This is a genomic window from Nocardioides pymetrozini (genome assembly GCF_046058985.1).
GTDB lineage: Bacteria > Actinomycetota > Actinomycetes > Propionibacteriales > Nocardioidaceae > Nocardioides.
In genome coordinates, this window is sequence record NZ_CP175556.1 from 3,523,132 (window position 1) to 3,538,415 (window position 15,284).

Below are 15,284 nucleotides of genomic sequence, written 5' to 3' on the forward strand. Positions count from 1 at the left end.
GCGTCCCGGAGGCCGCAACCGGATTGCCCACGGCACGACGCCGGGGGGCTCAGGGAGTGGCCCAGGCGACCTCCGCGGGGCGGGCGTCGACCTGGTTGACGGTGAAGACGTCGACCCGCCCGTCGAAGTCCACGGCGAGCTGGTGGACGGTCCCGGCGTGCGCCCAGCGGGCCCGGTCGGCCCCGCGGACAGTGGCGTCGGCGCAGGTCCATCCGGCCGGACACGTGTCCGCGCCGGCGGCCTGCCAGCTCGGTGCCGCACCGACGGAGAGCCAGCCGAGAGGGCCCGCGAGGCCCTCCGCCATGGCGTCGCTCACCGCTTGCAGGTCGCGGACGGTGATCGCGTGCCCGCGGTCGCGGCGAAGCGAGGTGATCCGGTCCACGAGCCGTTCCGGCTCGACGGCCGTCGGCTGGTGGGGGCGCCGGCCGGCCGGGTCCGTCGCCACCCGGTCGGGCGCGCCGGGCCCGGGGACCAGGGCACCCACGGCGACCGCGCCGGTCACGACCACCAGGGTGCCGGCGGCGACGCGGGCCCGGCGCCGGCGCACCCTGCGCCGGCCGCGCACCAGGTCGTCGTACGGCGCCGTGGCGGGCGCCGCGATGTCGTCGGCGAGCGCGGTGATCCGCTCGCTCAGCAGGGTCTCGCTCATCGGTGCTCTCCTCCGGTCTCGGCGGGGACCAGCGCCTCACGCAGCCGGGCGAGGGCGGCCGAGGTCTGGCTCTTGACGGTGCCCGGGCTGATGCCCAGGTCGGCCGCGGTCTCCTCGACCGACAGGCCCCAGTAGTGGCGGAGGACGACGACACGCCGCTGCCCCGGCGGGAGCGCGCCGAGCGCTGCCCAGAGCTCGTCGGCGTCCTCGTGGCTGAGCCCGGCCGGTGCCGCACGGTCGTCGGCCACGTCGCCCACGACCTCGCGGCGCCACGGACGGGAGCCGTCGTCGATGAACGCGTTGACGACGCTGCGCCGGGCGTAGGCGTCGACGGAGTCGGCCCGCCGCACCCTGCGCCAGGAGGCGTACAGCTTCGCGAGTGCCTGCTGCACGATGTCCTCGGCGCGGTGCGCATCCCCGCACAGCAGGTACGCGGTCCGGTACAGCCGCACCCGACGAGCGTCCACGAACGCGGTGAACTCCTCGTCGCGGCCGCGACCCTGGGTCGCCGTCCACTGCCTCACGCCTCACCTCCGCCTCTCTCACCCTGCATGACCGGAGCGCGGCGCGAACGGTTGGGTGCGGCGAAGAACTTCCTGGCGACGCCTCAGGACAGGGTGAGGCGGGGGTCCGCCGCGGCGGACAGGAGCTGGTCGACGTCCAGGTCAACGCCGCTCACCGGGGTGAGGGAGTCGTTGCCGAAGAGGGTGTTCGCGTCGATCCCGACCGACAGGCCGTCAGCCCGGTGGACCACCACCGCGACCCCGCCGTCGTACGCGGCGACCTCGGCCGAGCGCACGCCCGGGAGGTCGACGGGGTGCGGTCGCCAGGAGTCGTGGCTCAGCCTGAGCTGGGCCTCCGCCCACGGCTGGTCGGTCACCTCGAGCTGGACCATCCCGACGCCGGACTCGCCCGGCAGGCGCCAGGCGAGCTTGGTCCCGTACGACGTGAGGCGGGCCAGCCCGGCACCGCACGTCGGCTCGCTCCTGGTGCCGACCTGCTCGTTGGTGGCGGCCGGCGCCAGGTGCCGCCCCGCGGGGTCGAGGTGGGCGCCGAGCACGGTGCGGTACCCGTCCAGCAGGTCGGGGGCGACGGGGGCCCACGCGCCGCCGGCACCCGGCCGACCGCCCTCGGGGTCCACACACCGGACCGGCGGTGCCGCCGGGGACGTGGTCGGCGCGGGCAGTGGGTCCTGCGCGACCGGGACCCGCTCCTCACCGCCGGCGAGGGCGGCGACGGCGGTGGCGGAGGCGACGACGACGAGCGACGCGCAGCCCGCCGCCACCCGGTTCCGGGTACGGCGACGGCGACCGCGCCGCAGGTCGCCGTGCGGGTCGCTGGTGGCGGCGACGCCGTCGGTCAGGCGGTGCAGCTCGACGCCGAGACGCTCCTCGATGGACATCATGATCGGTTCTCCTCCACGGTCTCGGGATGGTGGGCCAGCGCCGTGCGCAGCGCCGCGAGCGCGGCCGAGGTCTGGCTCTTCACGGTTCCGGTGCTCACCCCGAGGTCGACCGCGGTCTCCTCGACGCTGAGCCCCCACCAGTGCCGCAGCACGACGACCCGGCGCTGGCCGGGCGGGAGCGAGCGCAGCGCCGTCCAGAGGGCGTCGCGCTCCTCCACCGACGGGGCGACGGCCGCGGCCTCGGGAAGGCCGTCACCCGCCGCGGCCTCGCGGCGCCACGGTCGCCGTCCCTCGTCGTGGTGGGCGTTCACGACCGCCCGGCGCACGTAGGCGTCGACGGAGTCCGCGCGGCGCACCCGCGGCCAGGCGACGTAGAGACGGGCCAGGGCCGCCTGGACGATGTCCTCGGCCCGGTGTGGGTCGCCGCACAGCAGCCACGCCGCCCGGTAGAGCTGGGGTCGACGCTCGGCGACGTAGGTCGCGAACTCGTCGTCACGCCTGCTGCTCACGATGCTCCCGTCCGTTCGGCGCTGGTGCCTTGTTGACGGGACGAGCCGCGGATCGGTTGGGTCCGGTCCGCGAGGGACTCAGGCGAGCGCCTCCACGTTGCGCACCAGCGCCTCGCTGGAGTGCTTGACCGCCACGCCGACCACCGGCTTCACCGCGCCGGCGATCGCCTTGCCCGCGGGTCCGCCGGGGAGCGTGAAGGAGATCCACGCGTCGACCCGGGTCCGGCCCTGGCCCAGGTCGGTGAAGGTCCAGCGCTGGGTGGTCTCGACCCCCTTCACCGAGGTCAGCTCGATCAGGCGGTCCTGCTCCCAGGCGGTGCACTCGATGCGCGCCTTGAGCGGGACGCCGACCTTCATCACGCCGTCGTACTGGGCGCCGACGCCGCGGCGCTGATCGGTCACCGGGTCGATCCTCGTGAGGCCGTACATCCAGTCCTTCGTGGTGCTGAAGTCGTCGACGTACGCGAACACTGTGCTCACCGGCGCCGCGATCTCGACGCTCTGCTCCACCACCTGGGTCACGAGCCGAAGTGTGACATGCCGTCACAGGATCCGGGCGGAGCCGCCCGGCGTGCTCAGCGCGGCGGCGGGAGCGCGTCGGTCGCCTCGAGCTGTCCCATGCCGGTGACCATGAGCAGATCGGCGACGATGGCGCGCAGCTGGGCCAGGATCGCCTCGGCGGTGAGCACCTCGCTGCGCTCGACCTGCCCGGTGGCCGCGCCGACGGCGAGGACGGCGTCCCGGGCGGCGACGGCGATCCGGTCCGCGGCGAGCTCCGCGGCGACCGCCTCCGCCGCGGTGGCGAGGTCGGCCGCGACCGCGGCGTACGACGGAGGGACGGGTCGGCGCCGGTACGCCGCGATGGAGGTCTGGCGGACCAGCACGCGGGTGCTGCGCAGGGCGCGGTCGAGCGGGTCGACCAGCTCGACCATCCGGCGCAGCGGCTCGCGGTGGCGGATCCGGAAGGGCGAGGAGCTGACCACGGACATGCCCTCCTCCGCCGCCGCCTGCAGCTCACGGACCATGCGGTCGGTCGTCCGCGCGTCGGCGAGGAGCTCCAGCGCGGGGGTCACCTCGCCGTCCACCATGACGTCGGAGGCGGCGCGCAGCAGCTCGGCGATCTTGCGGGCGACGGCTGCCGCCTGCTCCCGAGGACGGCGCAGCGGGGCCGCGGGGACGACCATGGCGGCGACCAGGGCGACGGTCCCACCCACGACGGCGTCGGTCCAGCGCAGGAAGGAGCCCTCCGCGCCGGGCAGCAGCACCGTGACGACGATCGACTGCACCGCCGCCTGGGAGACGAACATGATCCCGGCGTCGAGCAGCAGCGCGAGGGACATCGAGAGGAAGACGATCAGTCCGAGCTGCCAGGCACCCGAGCCGATCCCGGCCACGAGCACGTCGGCCATGAAGACGCCGATGGCGACGCCGAGCATGACCTCGACGACGCGACGCAGCCGCTGGCCGTACGACGTCCCGAGGCACAGCACGGCCGCGATCGGTGCGAAGAACGGCAGCTCGTGGCCGAGCAGGTCGGCGGCGACGAACCAGGCGACGCCGGCGGCCACCGAGCACTGTGCGACCACCCACACCTTGTCGCGCCACCGGTCGATGCGGCCGCGCAGCGACAGCCGGCTGCGCGACCACATCCGGTCGAGCGAGGCCTCCATGCAGGAGACCCTATTGCCTCCGCGTGCGCGGGCCGTCCTAGACGGCCTTGGCCGGGAGCACCCTCTTCGAGACGAGCGCGACGATGTCCTCGTAGCGCGACCCGGTGAACTTCTGGAAGTTGTGCAGGGCGTGGGCGTCGAGGCCCACGAGCACGCGGGCCTGGTTCCTCTGGATGCCCTTGACGATGATCTCGGCCGCCCGCTCGGGAGTCATCTTCGCGAGCTTCTCGTCGAAGAGCTTGGCCGTCGCGGCCTGGTCCTCCTTGTCGGAGACCCGGGCGCTGCGCGCGATCGCGGTCTTGATGCCCCCGGGGTGCACCGAGGTCACGCCGACCTTGTGCCCAGCGATCAGCATCTCCTCGCGCACCGCCTCGGTGAAGCCGCGCACGGCGAACTTCGTGGCGTTGTACGCGCTCTGGCCGGGCATGGCGAGCAGGCCGAAGAGCGAGGAGAGGTTGACGATGTGGCCGTCGCCGGACGCGATGAGGTGGGGCAGGAACTCCTTGGTGCCGTAGACGACACCCCAGAAGTTGATCCCGACGATCCACTCCATGTCCTCGTAGCTGAGGTCGATCGCGTCCCCCGCCAGCGCGACGCCGGCGTTGTTGACGACGACGTTGACCTGCCCGAAGTGGTCGGCCACCTCGGCGGCGTACGCCGTGAACGCGGCGCGGTCCGCCACGTCGAGGCGCGCCGTGTGCACGTCGGGCGCACCGGCCTTGGACGCCAGCTCGGCGGTCTCGGCCAGGCCGGCCTCGTTGACGTCGGAGAGCGCCAGCCGCGCGCCCTTACCTGCGAGGTTCACCGCCAGGGCCCGGCCGATGCCGGACCCGGCACCGGTGATGACGACGACCTTGTTGTTGAGGTTCTTCACGCGTTTGCTGCCTCTCGCTGGGTGCTCTGGCTTCCGGGGCGCAGGGGCTCGACGTCGTACTTGTCGAGGTCGAAGGCCGACAGGTGCTGCCGGAAGGTGAAGGTCTGGCCGGGCCAGAGGGTGGTGTTGTTGCCGAACTTGTCGAGATACCAGCTCGCGCAGCCGCCGGTCTGCCACACGGTCGGCTTCATCTTGCGGCGGATCCGCGCGGTCCACGCGTCCTGCGCGGCCTGGGTCGGCTCGACGGCCGCGAGGCCCTCCCGGCGCATCGCCTTGGCGGCCTCGACCACGTAGCGCACCTGCGACTCGATGATGAAGATCATGCTGGAGTGGCCGAGCGCGGTGTTGGGGCCGACGATCTGGAAGAGGTTCGGGAAGCCGTGGATCGTGGTCCCCTTGTACGCCGCCATGCCGCCGTCGTCCCAGACCTCGGCCAGGGTGCGGCCCTCGCGCCCGGTGATGTGCTGGGCGATGGGCGGCTCGGTCACGTAGAAGCCGGTGGCGACGACGAGCACGTCGATCGGCCGCTCGACGCCGTCGGCGGTCACGATCGCGTCGCCGGTGACCTTGACGATGGGGTCCGTCACCAGGTCCACGTTGTCGGCGGCGAGCGCGGGATACCACTTGTTGGAGATCAGGATGCGCTTGCAGCCGGCCCGGTAGTCGGGTGTGACCTTCCTGCGCAGCTCGGGGTCCTGGATGCCCTTGGCGATGTTCTTCTTGCCCTGGAGCTCGACCGCGCGCATGGCCTGCGGGAAGCGCGCGAAGGCGGGCACACGGGCCTCGAGCGTGGCGTAGACGAGAGAGCGCAGCGCGCGCTGTGCGCCGGGGACGTGGCGGAACACGGCCTTCTCGATGGCCGTGAAGGACCGCTCGTTGCGCGGGATCACCCAGTTCGGGGTCCGCTGGTAGACGTCGAGGTGGCCGCCGGAACCGGTCAGGACCCGCTGCAGCTCGGGGACCAGCTGGATGGCGGAGGCACCGGTGCCGATGACGGCGACCCGCTTGCCGGCGAGGTCGACGTCGTGGTTCCACCGGGCCGAGTGGAAGATCTCGCCCTGGAAGGAGTCGATGCCCTCGATCTCGGGCAGGCGCGGCTCGGAGAGCCCGCCGGAGCCGGAGATCAGCGTCCGCGCGGCGTACTCCTGAGCACCGTGGGGCCCCTCGGTCCGGACGATCCACCGCTGCGCGTCGTCGTCCCAGCGCGCGTCCAGGACCGCGGTGTCGAACACGAAGCGGTCGAGCGTGCCGGAGTCCTCGGCCACCTTGCGGGTGTACTCCCAGATCTCCTGCTGCGGGGAGTAGACCTTCGACCACTCCGGGTTCAGCGCGAACGAGTAGGAGTAGAGCTGGCTCGGGACGTCGCACTCGGCGCCCGGGTAGGTGTTGATGTGCCAGGTGCCGCCGACGTCGCTGTCCTTCTCGATCACGACGAAGTCGCGCTCGGCGGCCTCGTCGAGCTTGATGGCGGCGGCCAGACCGGCGAAGCCGGCGCCGACGATGAGGTGGTCGACCTGCGTGCGACCCGCGCTGCTGGAGCTCATGGGCAGGAACGCTATTGGCGTTATTGAACATCTGTCAATAGAATGCCCGGCGTGACGACGACCACGCCCCGCACCCGGCTCTCTCCCGAGGAGCGGCGGACCCAGCTGCTCGACCTCGGGGTGCGCCTGCTGGCCACGCGCTCGCTCGACGAGCTGTCCATCGACGTCCTCGCCGAGGAGGCCGGGATCTCCCGCGGGCTGATGTACCACTACTTCGGGGGCAAGCAGGGGTTCTACGAGGCGGTCGTCCAGCACGCCGCCGACGACCTCTACGCTCGCACGGCTCCCCCGGCGGCGGGCGAGCCGCTCGAGCGCCTGCTCGCCTCACTGACCGGGTACGTCGACTACGTGGTCGCCAACCACACCGGCTACCGCTCGCTGGTGAAGGGCGCGACGGCCGGCAACGACAGCCTCCGCGCGATCTACGAGACGACCTTCGCCGCGCTCGCGGACCGGTTCTTCACCGCCGACCCCGGCGGCCTGGTCATCCCCGACACGCCAGCCGTTCGGCTGCTCATCCATGCCTGGCAGGCGATGGTCGAGGATCTCGTGCTCACCTGGTGCGACCACCCGGCCGGCCTGTCGAAGGACGACCTGCTGCAGGTGATCACCGGCTCCCTGCCCGCACTCATCGAGACCCTCCCGGGGAGGGACGAGGGGTGAGGCCCGGGGCCGCGAGCCAACGCGGCCCGAGCGCGGCGAGCTCGACGACGCGGGGGTCGCCCTCGCGGTCGGCGCCCGGGGCGTCGGCCGCGTCCTGTCCGGCGGCGCGCGTGATGCGCACCTCGAGCCGCGACTCGGCGAGACCCTCGGCGAGCCCGCTCCCCCACTCGACCACGGTGACGGCCTCGTCGAGGTCCGCGTCGAGGTCGAGGTCGTCGAGCTCGGCGCGACCGCCGAGCCGGTAGGCGTCGACGTGCACGAGCTCGGGTCCCTCGCCCAGGGAGGGGTGGACCCGGGCGATGACGAAGGTGGGCGAGGTGATGGCGCCGCGCACGCCGAGCCCCTCGCCGAGGCCCTGTGTGAAGGTGGTCTTCCCGGCACCGAGCTCGCCGCTGAGGACGAGCACGTCGCCGGCGGTGAGCCGGCCCGCCAGTCCTCGGCCGAGCTCCCGCATCGCGTCGGCCGTCGGCACCTCGATGACGACCGGCGCCGGACGCGCCATCTCGACGTACGGCGCGTGCCGCGCCGTCTCGACGAAGCCCATGTCGCGCCAGAAGGCCACCGTCCGGGGCAGCTCCTCGCGGGCCAGGATCACCACCCGCGCGGCTCCCGCCCGGCCCGCCGCGAGCAGGCCCGCCCGGACCAGATCGCGCGCCAGGCCCCGGCCGCGTGCCGACGGGTCGATCCCGAACCGGCGCAGGTAGACGGTGTCGCCCCCGTCGCCGCCCGGGTCGAGGACGACCGCGCCCACCGGGTGGCCGTCGTCGACCATCAGCAGACCGCCGCCCGGCGCGAGCAGCCCGGCGATGGTCTCCTCCGTCTCCGCCAGGGCGTCCGCCGGCGGGTCCAGCACCGGCCGGTCCGCGAACGCCGCCCGGACCACGGCCAGCACCTCCGCGGCGGCCTCCGGACCGACGCGCCTCGTCTCGACCGTCATCGCGCCGCTGCCCTCGCCGTCGCCGCGGTGACCAGCTGGTCGAGCTCGGCGTTGACCAGCTCGTGCCGCTCCATGATCACCATGTGCCCCGCGTCCTCGCACTCGAGCAGCCGCGACCCGGGGATCCGCGACTGCAGCTTGCGTGAGTGGCCGATCGAGGTGAGCCGGTCGGCGGTGCCGCAGATCACGGACGTCGGCACGCGGCCGAGCGCCTCGACGTGGTCGAACTTGTCGAGGGAGGCGAAGTGCGGGAAGAAGTCGGCGACCACCTCGAAGGGCGTGGCGGCGAGCATCTCGTCGACGAACTCGACGTACCCACGCGGGACGTCGCTGCCGAACGCGAAGCGGTCCGTGGCGACGGTGGCGACCGCACCCCCCACGCGCCGCAGCGAGTCGATCGCGCGGTGCCCCAGGTGCAGGGTCCGCACGGCGCCGGACGCGAGCGGGCCGGCGAGCCGGGCCGGCAGCATCGGCAGCAGGATCCGGCTCGGGTCCAGCCCGCCGGCGGTCGTGGAGATCAGTCCGACGCCCACGACCCGGTCGCCGATCTGGTCCGGGTACTGCTCGGCGAAGGCGACGATGGACATCCCGCCCATGGAGTGGCCGACGAGGACCACCGGCCCGTCCGGGACCACCTCGTCGAGCACCCTGCGCAGGTCGCGGCCGAGCTGGTCGATGGTGGAGTGCGCCCGGTCGGAGTCGCCGGAGCGGCCGTGCGAGCGCTGGTCGTAGTAGACGGAGCGAACCAGGCCCCGGTACGCCGCGCGCTGGAAGTGCCAGCAGTCGAGGTTGAGGCAGAAGCCGTGCACGAAGACGACGGTGACGGGTGGGGTGCCGTCCTTGCCGCGGCGCAGCAGCCGCTCGACCGGCCCGCCGGCGGCCTGGGGGGTCACCTCGTCCACCTCGACGTGCAGGGGCAGCCCGTCGTCGGTCACCACGGTCACCGGCGCCGAGCGCAGGGACCCGAACGGGATGTCCTCCCCCGCGCGTCGGCTGATCGCCCGCTGCTGGCGCAGGATCCCGACCGCCGCCGTGCCGACGGCGGCGACGCCGAGCGCCCCGGCAAGGGAACCGACGACCCGGCCCCGCCGGCTCATGCGCCCGCCTCGGAGTCGACGTACCTGCGAGACATCCGGCCCCCGATCCTGGTGACGATCTCGTAGTTGATGGTGCCGCACGCGACGGCCCAGTCCTGCGCGCTCGGACCACCGGCGCCCGGCGGGCCGAAGACGACCACCTCGCTGCCGAGGGCGGGGCGGTCGCCGCCGAGGTCGACGACGACCTGGTCCATGCAGACGGTGCCCCGCAGCGGGCGAGGCTTGCCGTCGATGCCGACGGTGGCCGCCCGGTCGGCCGCGCCGGGCTGCGACGCGTGCCGCGGGATGCCGTCGCCGTACCCGACCGGGACCAGCCCGACGGTGGTGGGCTGCTCGGCGACCCAGCGCTGGCCGTAGGAGACGGCGTCGCCGGGCGCGAGGTCCTTGACCAGGAGCAGCGGCGCCCGCACGGTCATCGCCGGCACCAGCCCGATGTCCGTGCGCTCGCCGGGCGCGGGGTCCAGACCGTAGACGGCGATGCCGCAGCGGACCGCGTCGAAGCGGGCCGACGGTCGCAGGATCGCCGCCGCGGAGTTGGCCAGGTGGCGCAGCTCGGGACGCAGGCCGTGCTCCTCGGCGAGCGCCAGCCCCTCCCGGAAGGCGGCCTCCTGGCGGTCGTTCGCGGGATGCTGCGGCTCGTCGGCGCAGGCGAAGTGCGACCAGATGCCGGTGATGCGCCACCGGCCCTCCTGTTCGCCTGCCCGGGCGCGGGCGAACAGGGCGGGCCAGGCCGCGCGGGGCGCACCGCCCCGGGACAGGCCGGTGTCGAGCTTGAGCTGGACCCGCGCCGGCGCGGCCCGGCCGGCGTAGGCCGCGGCCATGCGGTCCAGCTCCTCGACGGAGTACGCCGACACGTCGATGTCCTCGTCGGCGGCACGCCGGTAGTCGGCGTCGGGGCCGGTGATCCAGCACAGGAGGCGGCCGTCCACCCCGGCGGCGCGGAGGACGAGGGCCTCCTCGATCGTGGCGGTGGCGAGCCACTCGGCTCCGCCCGCCTGCGCGGCTCGCGCGCTCTCCACCATCCCGTGGCCGTAGCCGTCGGCCTTGACCACCGCGATCAGCGCGACCCCGGCCGTGGCACGCAGCAGCCGCGCGTTCGCCCGGATCGCCGCCAGGTCGACGACGATCTCGGCAGGGCCGAGGGGCGGGGGCTCCATGCTCCCTATCGTCCCATCACCGCGCGACGAGGTCGGCGAGCAGGTCCGCAAGCGCGGCGGCGACGTCCGCGGCGACGACCGGGCCGCCGCGCGAGGCGAGCGTGGCGGCCGCTCCGTGCAGCCAGGAGCCCACCGCCGCGGCGTCGAAGGGACCGAGCCCCGTCGCCAGGAGCGCCCCGACCAGGCCGCCGAGGACGTCGCCCGCACCCGCGGTCGCCAGCCACGGGGTGCCGGTCGTGGTCACCCGGACGCGGCCGTCGGGCCGCGCCACCACGGTGCGGCGGCCCTTGAGCAGCACGACCGCGTCGAACCTCCGGGCGGCCAGGCGGGCGTGCTCGAGCGACCGCGCCTCGACGTCGGAGCGGTCCACCTCCAGCATCCGCGCCAGCTCGCCCGCGTGGGGCGTCAGGACCGCCGGCCGGCCGCGGGCGAGGTCGGCGAACGCCAGGGCGTCGGCGTCGAGGACCAGCGCGACCTCGTCGGCCACCGAGCGGCGCACGGCCTCCTCGGCGGTGTCGTCGCTGCCCGAGCCGACCACCCACGCCTGGACACGACCGGGCCCGACCACCTCGGGATGGGCGGAGCGGACCAGGTCGAGCGCGCTCGGGGGGCCGTCGTACCGCACCATCCCGGCCAGCCCGCAGGCCGCGCCGGCCACGCTGAGCAGCGCGGCGCCCGGGTAGGCGGCCGAGCCGGCGCGGACGCCGACGACGCCGCGGGTGTACTTGTGGGCGTCCGGCGCAGGGACCGGGAGGAGCGCCGCGACGTCGGCCGCCTGGAGCGCCTCCACCGGCGCCCCCGTCGCCTCCGTCGCGTCCGCCTCGGGGAGGTCGAGCCCGATGTCGACGAGCTGGATCGCGCCGCATGCCTGGGCCGCAGGGTCGAGGAGATGGCAGGCCTTGTGGGTACCGAACGTGACGGTCAGATCGGCCCGCACGTGCGGACCGTCGACCTCCCCGGTGTCGACGTCCACGCCCGACGGGACGTCCACCGCCACCACCGGGATCCCCGCCACCGCCTCCAGCGCCGCTGTTGCCGCCGGGCGCAGGCCGGGCCGGCCGCCGATGCCGACGATGCCGTCGAGTACCAGGTCGAAATCCCTGCGGTTTGGGACCAAACCGCGCCCATCGGGGTGCGCGGCATGCGGTCTGTGACCAAACGTGGGGGTACGACGGACCCGGCCGCCGGCGCGGCGGAGCGCGCCGACGCCACCGGAGTGAGCTGCGTCGGAGAGCAGCCAAGCCTCCACCTGGACGCCGCGGCGAGCGAGCAGCGCCCCGGCGTACAGGGCGTCGCCGCCGTTGTCGCCGGAGCCGACGAGGAGCAGGACCCGGCGCCCGTAGGCGGAGCCGAGGAAGTCGAGGACGGCGTAGGCGAGGCCCGTGGCGGCACGCTGCATCAGCGCGCCCTCCGGCAGCCGGGCCAGCAGGTCGGCCTCGGCGGCGCGGACCTGCGCGACGGTGTGTGCCCGGAGCATCAGGCCTCCAGCACGACCACGGCCGAGGCGATCCCGCCGTCGTGGGTGAGGGACAGGTGCACGGAGGTGACGCCGAGCGCGTCGGCCTCGGCGAGCACGGTCCCACGCAGCACGAAGCGGGGCCGGCCGGAGTCCTCCGAGACCACCTCGGCGTCGTGCCACGCCATCCCGCGGGGTGCTCCCAGCGCCTTCGCCAAGGCCTCCTTGGCGGCGAACCGCGCGGCGAGGGAGCGAATGTGCAGGGTGCGCTCGGCGGGGGTGAACAGCTTCGTGACGAGCGCCGGCGTACGTCGGCACGACTCCTCGAACCGCGCGATCTCGCACACGTCGATGCCGACGCCGACGACAGGCACCCGCTACTCCACCGTGACGGACTTGGCCAGGTTGCGCGGCTGGTCGACGTCGTGGCCCAGCACGGTGGCCAGCTCGCAGGCGAACAGCTGGAGCGGCACGATGGCGACGAGCGGCTGGAGCAGCACCGGCACCTTCGGCAGGCGCAGCAGCACGTCGGCGTACGGCTCGATCGCGGTGTCGCCCTCCTCGGCGAGACAGATCGTCCGGGCGCCGCGGGCGCGGACCTCCTGGATGCCGCTGAGCATCTTGCCGTGCAGGTGGTCGCGGCCCTGGGGAGGTACGACGCACAGCACCGGGAGGCCGTCCTCGACCAGCGCGATCGGCCCGTGCTTGAGCTCGCCCGCGGCGAAGCCCTCCGCGTGCAGGTAGGCCAGCTCCTTCAGCTTCAGGGCGCCCTCGAGGGCGACGGGGTAGCCGGCGTGACGGCCGAGGAAGAGGACCGACCTGGCCGCGGCGTGGTCGGCGGCCAGGGCGTAGACCTGCTCGGCGCCGTCGAGCACCGTGTCGATGTGGTCCGGCATCGCCTCGAGGTGGCCCATGATCTCGTCGATCTCGTCACCGAAGCGGGTGCCCTTGACCTGTGCGATGTAGAGCGCCAGGAGGTAACAGGCGACCAGCTGCGTGAGGAAGCCCTTGGTCGAGGCGACGCCGATCTCGGGACCGGCGTGGGTGTAGATCACCGCGTCCGACTCGCGCGGGATCGACGAGCCGTTGGTGTTGCAGATGGCGAGAACCTTCGCCCGCTGCGAGCGCGCGTGCCGGATCGCCTGGAGGGTGTCCGCCGTCTCGCCGGACTGGCTGATCGCGACGACCAGCGTGGTGCCGTCGATGATCGGGTCGCGATAGCGGAACTCCGACGCCAGCTCGACCTCGACCGGGGTGCGGGTCCAGTGCTCGATGGCGTACTTGGCGACCATGCCGGCGTAGAAGGAGGTCCCGCAGGCGATGATGATGATCTTGTCGACGTCGCGCAGCTCCTCGTCGGCGAGCCTCATCTCGTCGAGCTGCAGCAGCCCCGCGGGGGTACGCCGCCCGATGAGCGAGTCCGCCACCGCGCGCGGCTGCTCGAAGATCTCCTTGCGCATGAACCAGTCGTGGCCGTCCTTCTCCGCCGACGACAGGTCCCAGTCGACGTGGAAGCGACGCGCCTCGACCGGGCGCCCCCAGAAGTCGGTCACGGTCACCGCGTCGCGCGTCATCACCACGATCTGGTCCTGGCCGAGCTCGAGCGCCTCCCGGGTGTGCTCGATGAAGGCGGCGACGTCCGAGCCGAGGAAGTTCTCCCCCTCGCCCAGCCCGACGACCAGGGGCGAGTTGCGACGGGCGGCGACCACCGTGTCCGGGTCCTCGGCATCGATGGCGACCAGGGTGAAGGCGCCGTCGAGCTGCTGGCACACGCGCTGCATGGCGGTCGCCAGGTCGACCCCGGACTGCACCTGCAGCTCGACCAGGTGCGCCACGATCTCGGTGTCGGTGTCCGAGAGCAGCTCGTGGTCGTCGGCCTCGACGCGGGCCCGCAGCTCGAGGAAGTTCTCGATGATCCCGTTGTGCACCAGCGCGATGCGGCGGGAGGCGCCCGTGTGCGGGTGCGCGTTGACGTCGTTGGGCGGACCGTGGGTGGCCCAGCGGGTGTGCCCGATGCCGATCTCCGCGGCGGGGATCGGCGCGTCGGCCAGCACCTTCTCGAGGTTCGCGAGCTTGCCCGCGCGCTTCTCGACCGTCAGCGCGCCGTCGCTCACGACCGCGATGCCCGCGGAGTCGTAGCCGCGGTACTCCAGGCGGCGCAGCCCGTCCACGACGGCCGCCTCGGCCGACCGTGGCCCGACGTACCCGACGATCCCGCACATGATCGGCCAGTGTAGGCCGCCGGCCACCGGCCTCCCGCGTCCGGATCGGGGACGCGCCGGAGGCGCCGGCGGGACCGGCTGGAACAATCGACGTCATGACGACCGGCAGTCCGGCGGACACCCACCCCGGCGAGGAGTCGCCTCGCGAGGCGTCGCCGTACGTCGAGCTGGACCGGGCGACCTGGGCCGCGCTGGCCGCCGAGTGGCAACAGCAGGGCAGCCCGCTGACCAGCGACGAGGTGGTCCGGCTCCGCGGCATCGGGGACTCTCTCGACCTCGACGAGATCCGCGACGTCTACCTGCCGCTGTCGCGCCTGCTGTCCCTGCGGGTCAACGCAGCGACCCGCCTCCACCACGAGCAGGAGCAGTTCCTGCACCGCAGCGTGCCCCCGCGCACGCCGTTCGTGATCGGCCTCGCCGGCTCGGTGGCCGTCGGGAAGTCGACCGCCGCGCGCGTGCTGCAGCAGATGCTGGCGCGCTGGCCCGAGCACCCCAACGTGGCGCTGGTGACCACCGACGGCTTCCTCTACCCCAACGCCGTCCTGGAGGAGCGCGGCCTGCTCCAGCGCAAGGGCTTCCCCGAGTCCTACGACCGGCGGGCGCTGCTGAAGTTCGTCATCGACATCAAGTCCGGCATCGACGAGGTCGAGGCGCCGGTGTACTCCCACCTGGTCTACGACGTCGTCCCTGACGAGAAGGTCGTCGTGAAGCGGCCGGACATCGTCATCGTCGAGGGGCTCAACGTCCTCCAGCCCGCGCGGGTCCGCGAGGACGGCCGGACCGGCCTGGGTCTCTCGGACTTCTTCGACTTCTCCATCTTCGTCGACGCCAACACCAACCACATCCGCGAGTGGTACGTCGACCGCTTCCTGCGCCTGCGCGAGACCGCCTTCCGCGACCCGAACTCCTACTTCGCCCGCTACGCCGCCCTGAGCCACGACTCCGCGGTGGACGAGGCGCGCCGGATCTGGGACACGATCAACGGCCCCAACCTGACCCAGAACGTGCTGCCCACCCGCTCCCGCGCGACCCTGGTGCTGCGCAAGGCCGCCGACCACGCGGTGCAGTACGTGCGGCTGCGCAAGATCTGACCACAGCCGC

Annotated in this window: 16 protein-coding genes; 2 read left to right on the forward strand and 14 right to left on the reverse strand. The window is 73.5% G+C overall.

What is annotated here, in order from left to right:
• Nucleotides 1-49: 49 nt before the first annotated feature.
• From ACJ5H2_RS17255 to ACJ5H2_RS17290, 8 genes are all read right to left on the reverse strand, one after another.
• Nucleotides 50-649 (reverse strand): hypothetical protein, encoded by a 600-nt coding sequence (locus ACJ5H2_RS17255; protein WP_408896666.1) that lies wholly within the window; start codon nucleotides 647-649, stop codon nucleotides 50-52.
• Nucleotides 646-1,173 (reverse strand): SigE family RNA polymerase sigma factor, encoded by a 528-nt coding sequence (locus ACJ5H2_RS17260; protein WP_408896667.1) that lies wholly within the window; start codon nucleotides 1,171-1,173, stop codon nucleotides 646-648. Before ACJ5H2_RS17260 ends, ACJ5H2_RS17255 begins: the two co-directional genes overlap by 4 nt.
• Before the next feature lie 83 nt (nucleotides 1,174-1,256).
• Nucleotides 1,257-2,054 (reverse strand): hypothetical protein, encoded by a 798-nt coding sequence (locus tag ACJ5H2_RS17265; protein ID WP_408896668.1) that lies wholly within the window; start codon nucleotides 2,052-2,054, stop codon nucleotides 1,257-1,259.
• Nucleotides 2,051-2,563, reverse strand: coding sequence for a SigE family RNA polymerase sigma factor (locus ACJ5H2_RS17270; RefSeq protein WP_408896669.1), 513 nt, complete (start codon nucleotides 2,561-2,563; stop codon nucleotides 2,051-2,053). The genes ACJ5H2_RS17265 and ACJ5H2_RS17270 overlap by 4 nt, the downstream gene beginning before the upstream one ends.
• Nucleotides 2,564-2,641: 78 nt before the next feature.
• The gene (locus ACJ5H2_RS17275) at nucleotides 2,642-3,085 is read right to left on the reverse strand and encodes an SRPBCC family protein (RefSeq protein ID WP_408896670.1); all 444 of its coding nucleotides are present in this window, start codon (nucleotides 3,083-3,085) and stop codon (nucleotides 2,642-2,644) included.
• Between the two features lie 53 nt (nucleotides 3,086-3,138).
• Nucleotides 3,139-4,233, reverse strand: coding sequence for an FUSC family protein (locus ACJ5H2_RS17280; protein WP_408896671.1), 1,095 nt, complete (start codon nucleotides 4,231-4,233; stop codon nucleotides 3,139-3,141).
• 37 nt (nucleotides 4,234-4,270) lie between these two features.
• Nucleotides 4,271-5,107 (reverse strand): SDR family NAD(P)-dependent oxidoreductase, encoded by an 837-nt coding sequence (locus tag ACJ5H2_RS17285; RefSeq protein ID WP_408896672.1) that lies wholly within the window; start codon nucleotides 5,105-5,107, stop codon nucleotides 4,271-4,273.
• Nucleotides 5,104-6,651, reverse strand: a complete 1,548-nt coding sequence (locus ACJ5H2_RS17290; RefSeq protein ID WP_408896673.1) for a flavin-containing monooxygenase — start codon at nucleotides 6,649-6,651, stop codon at nucleotides 5,104-5,106. Before ACJ5H2_RS17290 ends, ACJ5H2_RS17285 begins: the two co-directional genes overlap by 4 nt.
• A gap of 42 nt (nucleotides 6,652-6,693) precedes the next feature.
• On the opposite strand from ACJ5H2_RS17290, the gene ACJ5H2_RS17295 reads away from it, so the two are divergent.
• A complete protein-coding gene (locus ACJ5H2_RS17295; protein WP_408896674.1) occupies nucleotides 6,694-7,314 on the forward strand; it encodes a TetR/AcrR family transcriptional regulator in 621 nt (206 codons plus the stop codon).
• Here ACJ5H2_RS17295 and tsaE read toward each other — a convergent pair.
• From tsaE to glmS, 6 genes are read right to left on the reverse strand one after another with little or no spacing between them, the layout of a single operon-like run.
• A complete protein-coding gene (gene tsaE, locus ACJ5H2_RS17300) occupies nucleotides 7,280-8,251 on the reverse strand; it encodes a tRNA (adenosine(37)-N6)-threonylcarbamoyltransferase complex ATPase subunit type 1 TsaE (RefSeq protein ID WP_408896675.1) in 972 nt (323 codons plus the stop codon). The genes ACJ5H2_RS17295 and tsaE overlap by 35 nt on opposite strands.
• The gene (locus ACJ5H2_RS17305; RefSeq protein ID WP_408896676.1) at nucleotides 8,248-9,348 is read right to left on the reverse strand and encodes an alpha/beta fold hydrolase; all 1,101 of its coding nucleotides are present in this window, start codon (nucleotides 9,346-9,348) and stop codon (nucleotides 8,248-8,250) included. The genes tsaE and ACJ5H2_RS17305 overlap by 4 nt, the downstream gene beginning before the upstream one ends.
• Nucleotides 9,345-10,505, reverse strand: coding sequence for an alanine racemase (alr, locus tag ACJ5H2_RS17310; RefSeq protein WP_408896677.1), 1,161 nt, complete (start codon nucleotides 10,503-10,505; stop codon nucleotides 9,345-9,347). The genes ACJ5H2_RS17305 and alr overlap by 4 nt, the downstream gene beginning before the upstream one ends.
• A gap of 16 nt (nucleotides 10,506-10,521) precedes the next feature.
• On the reverse strand, nucleotides 10,522-11,982 hold the full coding sequence (locus ACJ5H2_RS17315; protein WP_408896678.1) for an NAD(P)H-hydrate dehydratase: 1,461 nt from the start codon (nucleotides 11,980-11,982) through the stop codon (nucleotides 10,522-10,524).
• A complete protein-coding gene (locus tag ACJ5H2_RS17320; protein ID WP_408896679.1) occupies nucleotides 11,982-12,335 on the reverse strand; it encodes a holo-ACP synthase in 354 nt (117 codons plus the stop codon). The genes ACJ5H2_RS17315 and ACJ5H2_RS17320 overlap by 1 nt, the downstream gene beginning before the upstream one ends.
• Nucleotides 12,336-12,338: 3 nt before the next feature.
• Complete coding sequence (glmS, locus tag ACJ5H2_RS17325) at nucleotides 12,339-14,183, reverse strand: glutamine--fructose-6-phosphate transaminase (isomerizing) (RefSeq protein WP_408896680.1); 1,845 nt, start codon at nucleotides 14,181-14,183, stop codon at nucleotides 12,339-12,341.
• A gap of 95 nt (nucleotides 14,184-14,278) precedes the next feature.
• Between glmS and coaA the strand changes: the two genes are divergently transcribed.
• On the forward strand, nucleotides 14,279-15,274 hold the full coding sequence (gene coaA, locus ACJ5H2_RS17330; RefSeq protein ID WP_408896681.1) for a type I pantothenate kinase: 996 nt from the start codon (nucleotides 14,279-14,281) through the stop codon (nucleotides 15,272-15,274).
• Nucleotides 15,275-15,284 lie beyond the last annotated feature (10 nt).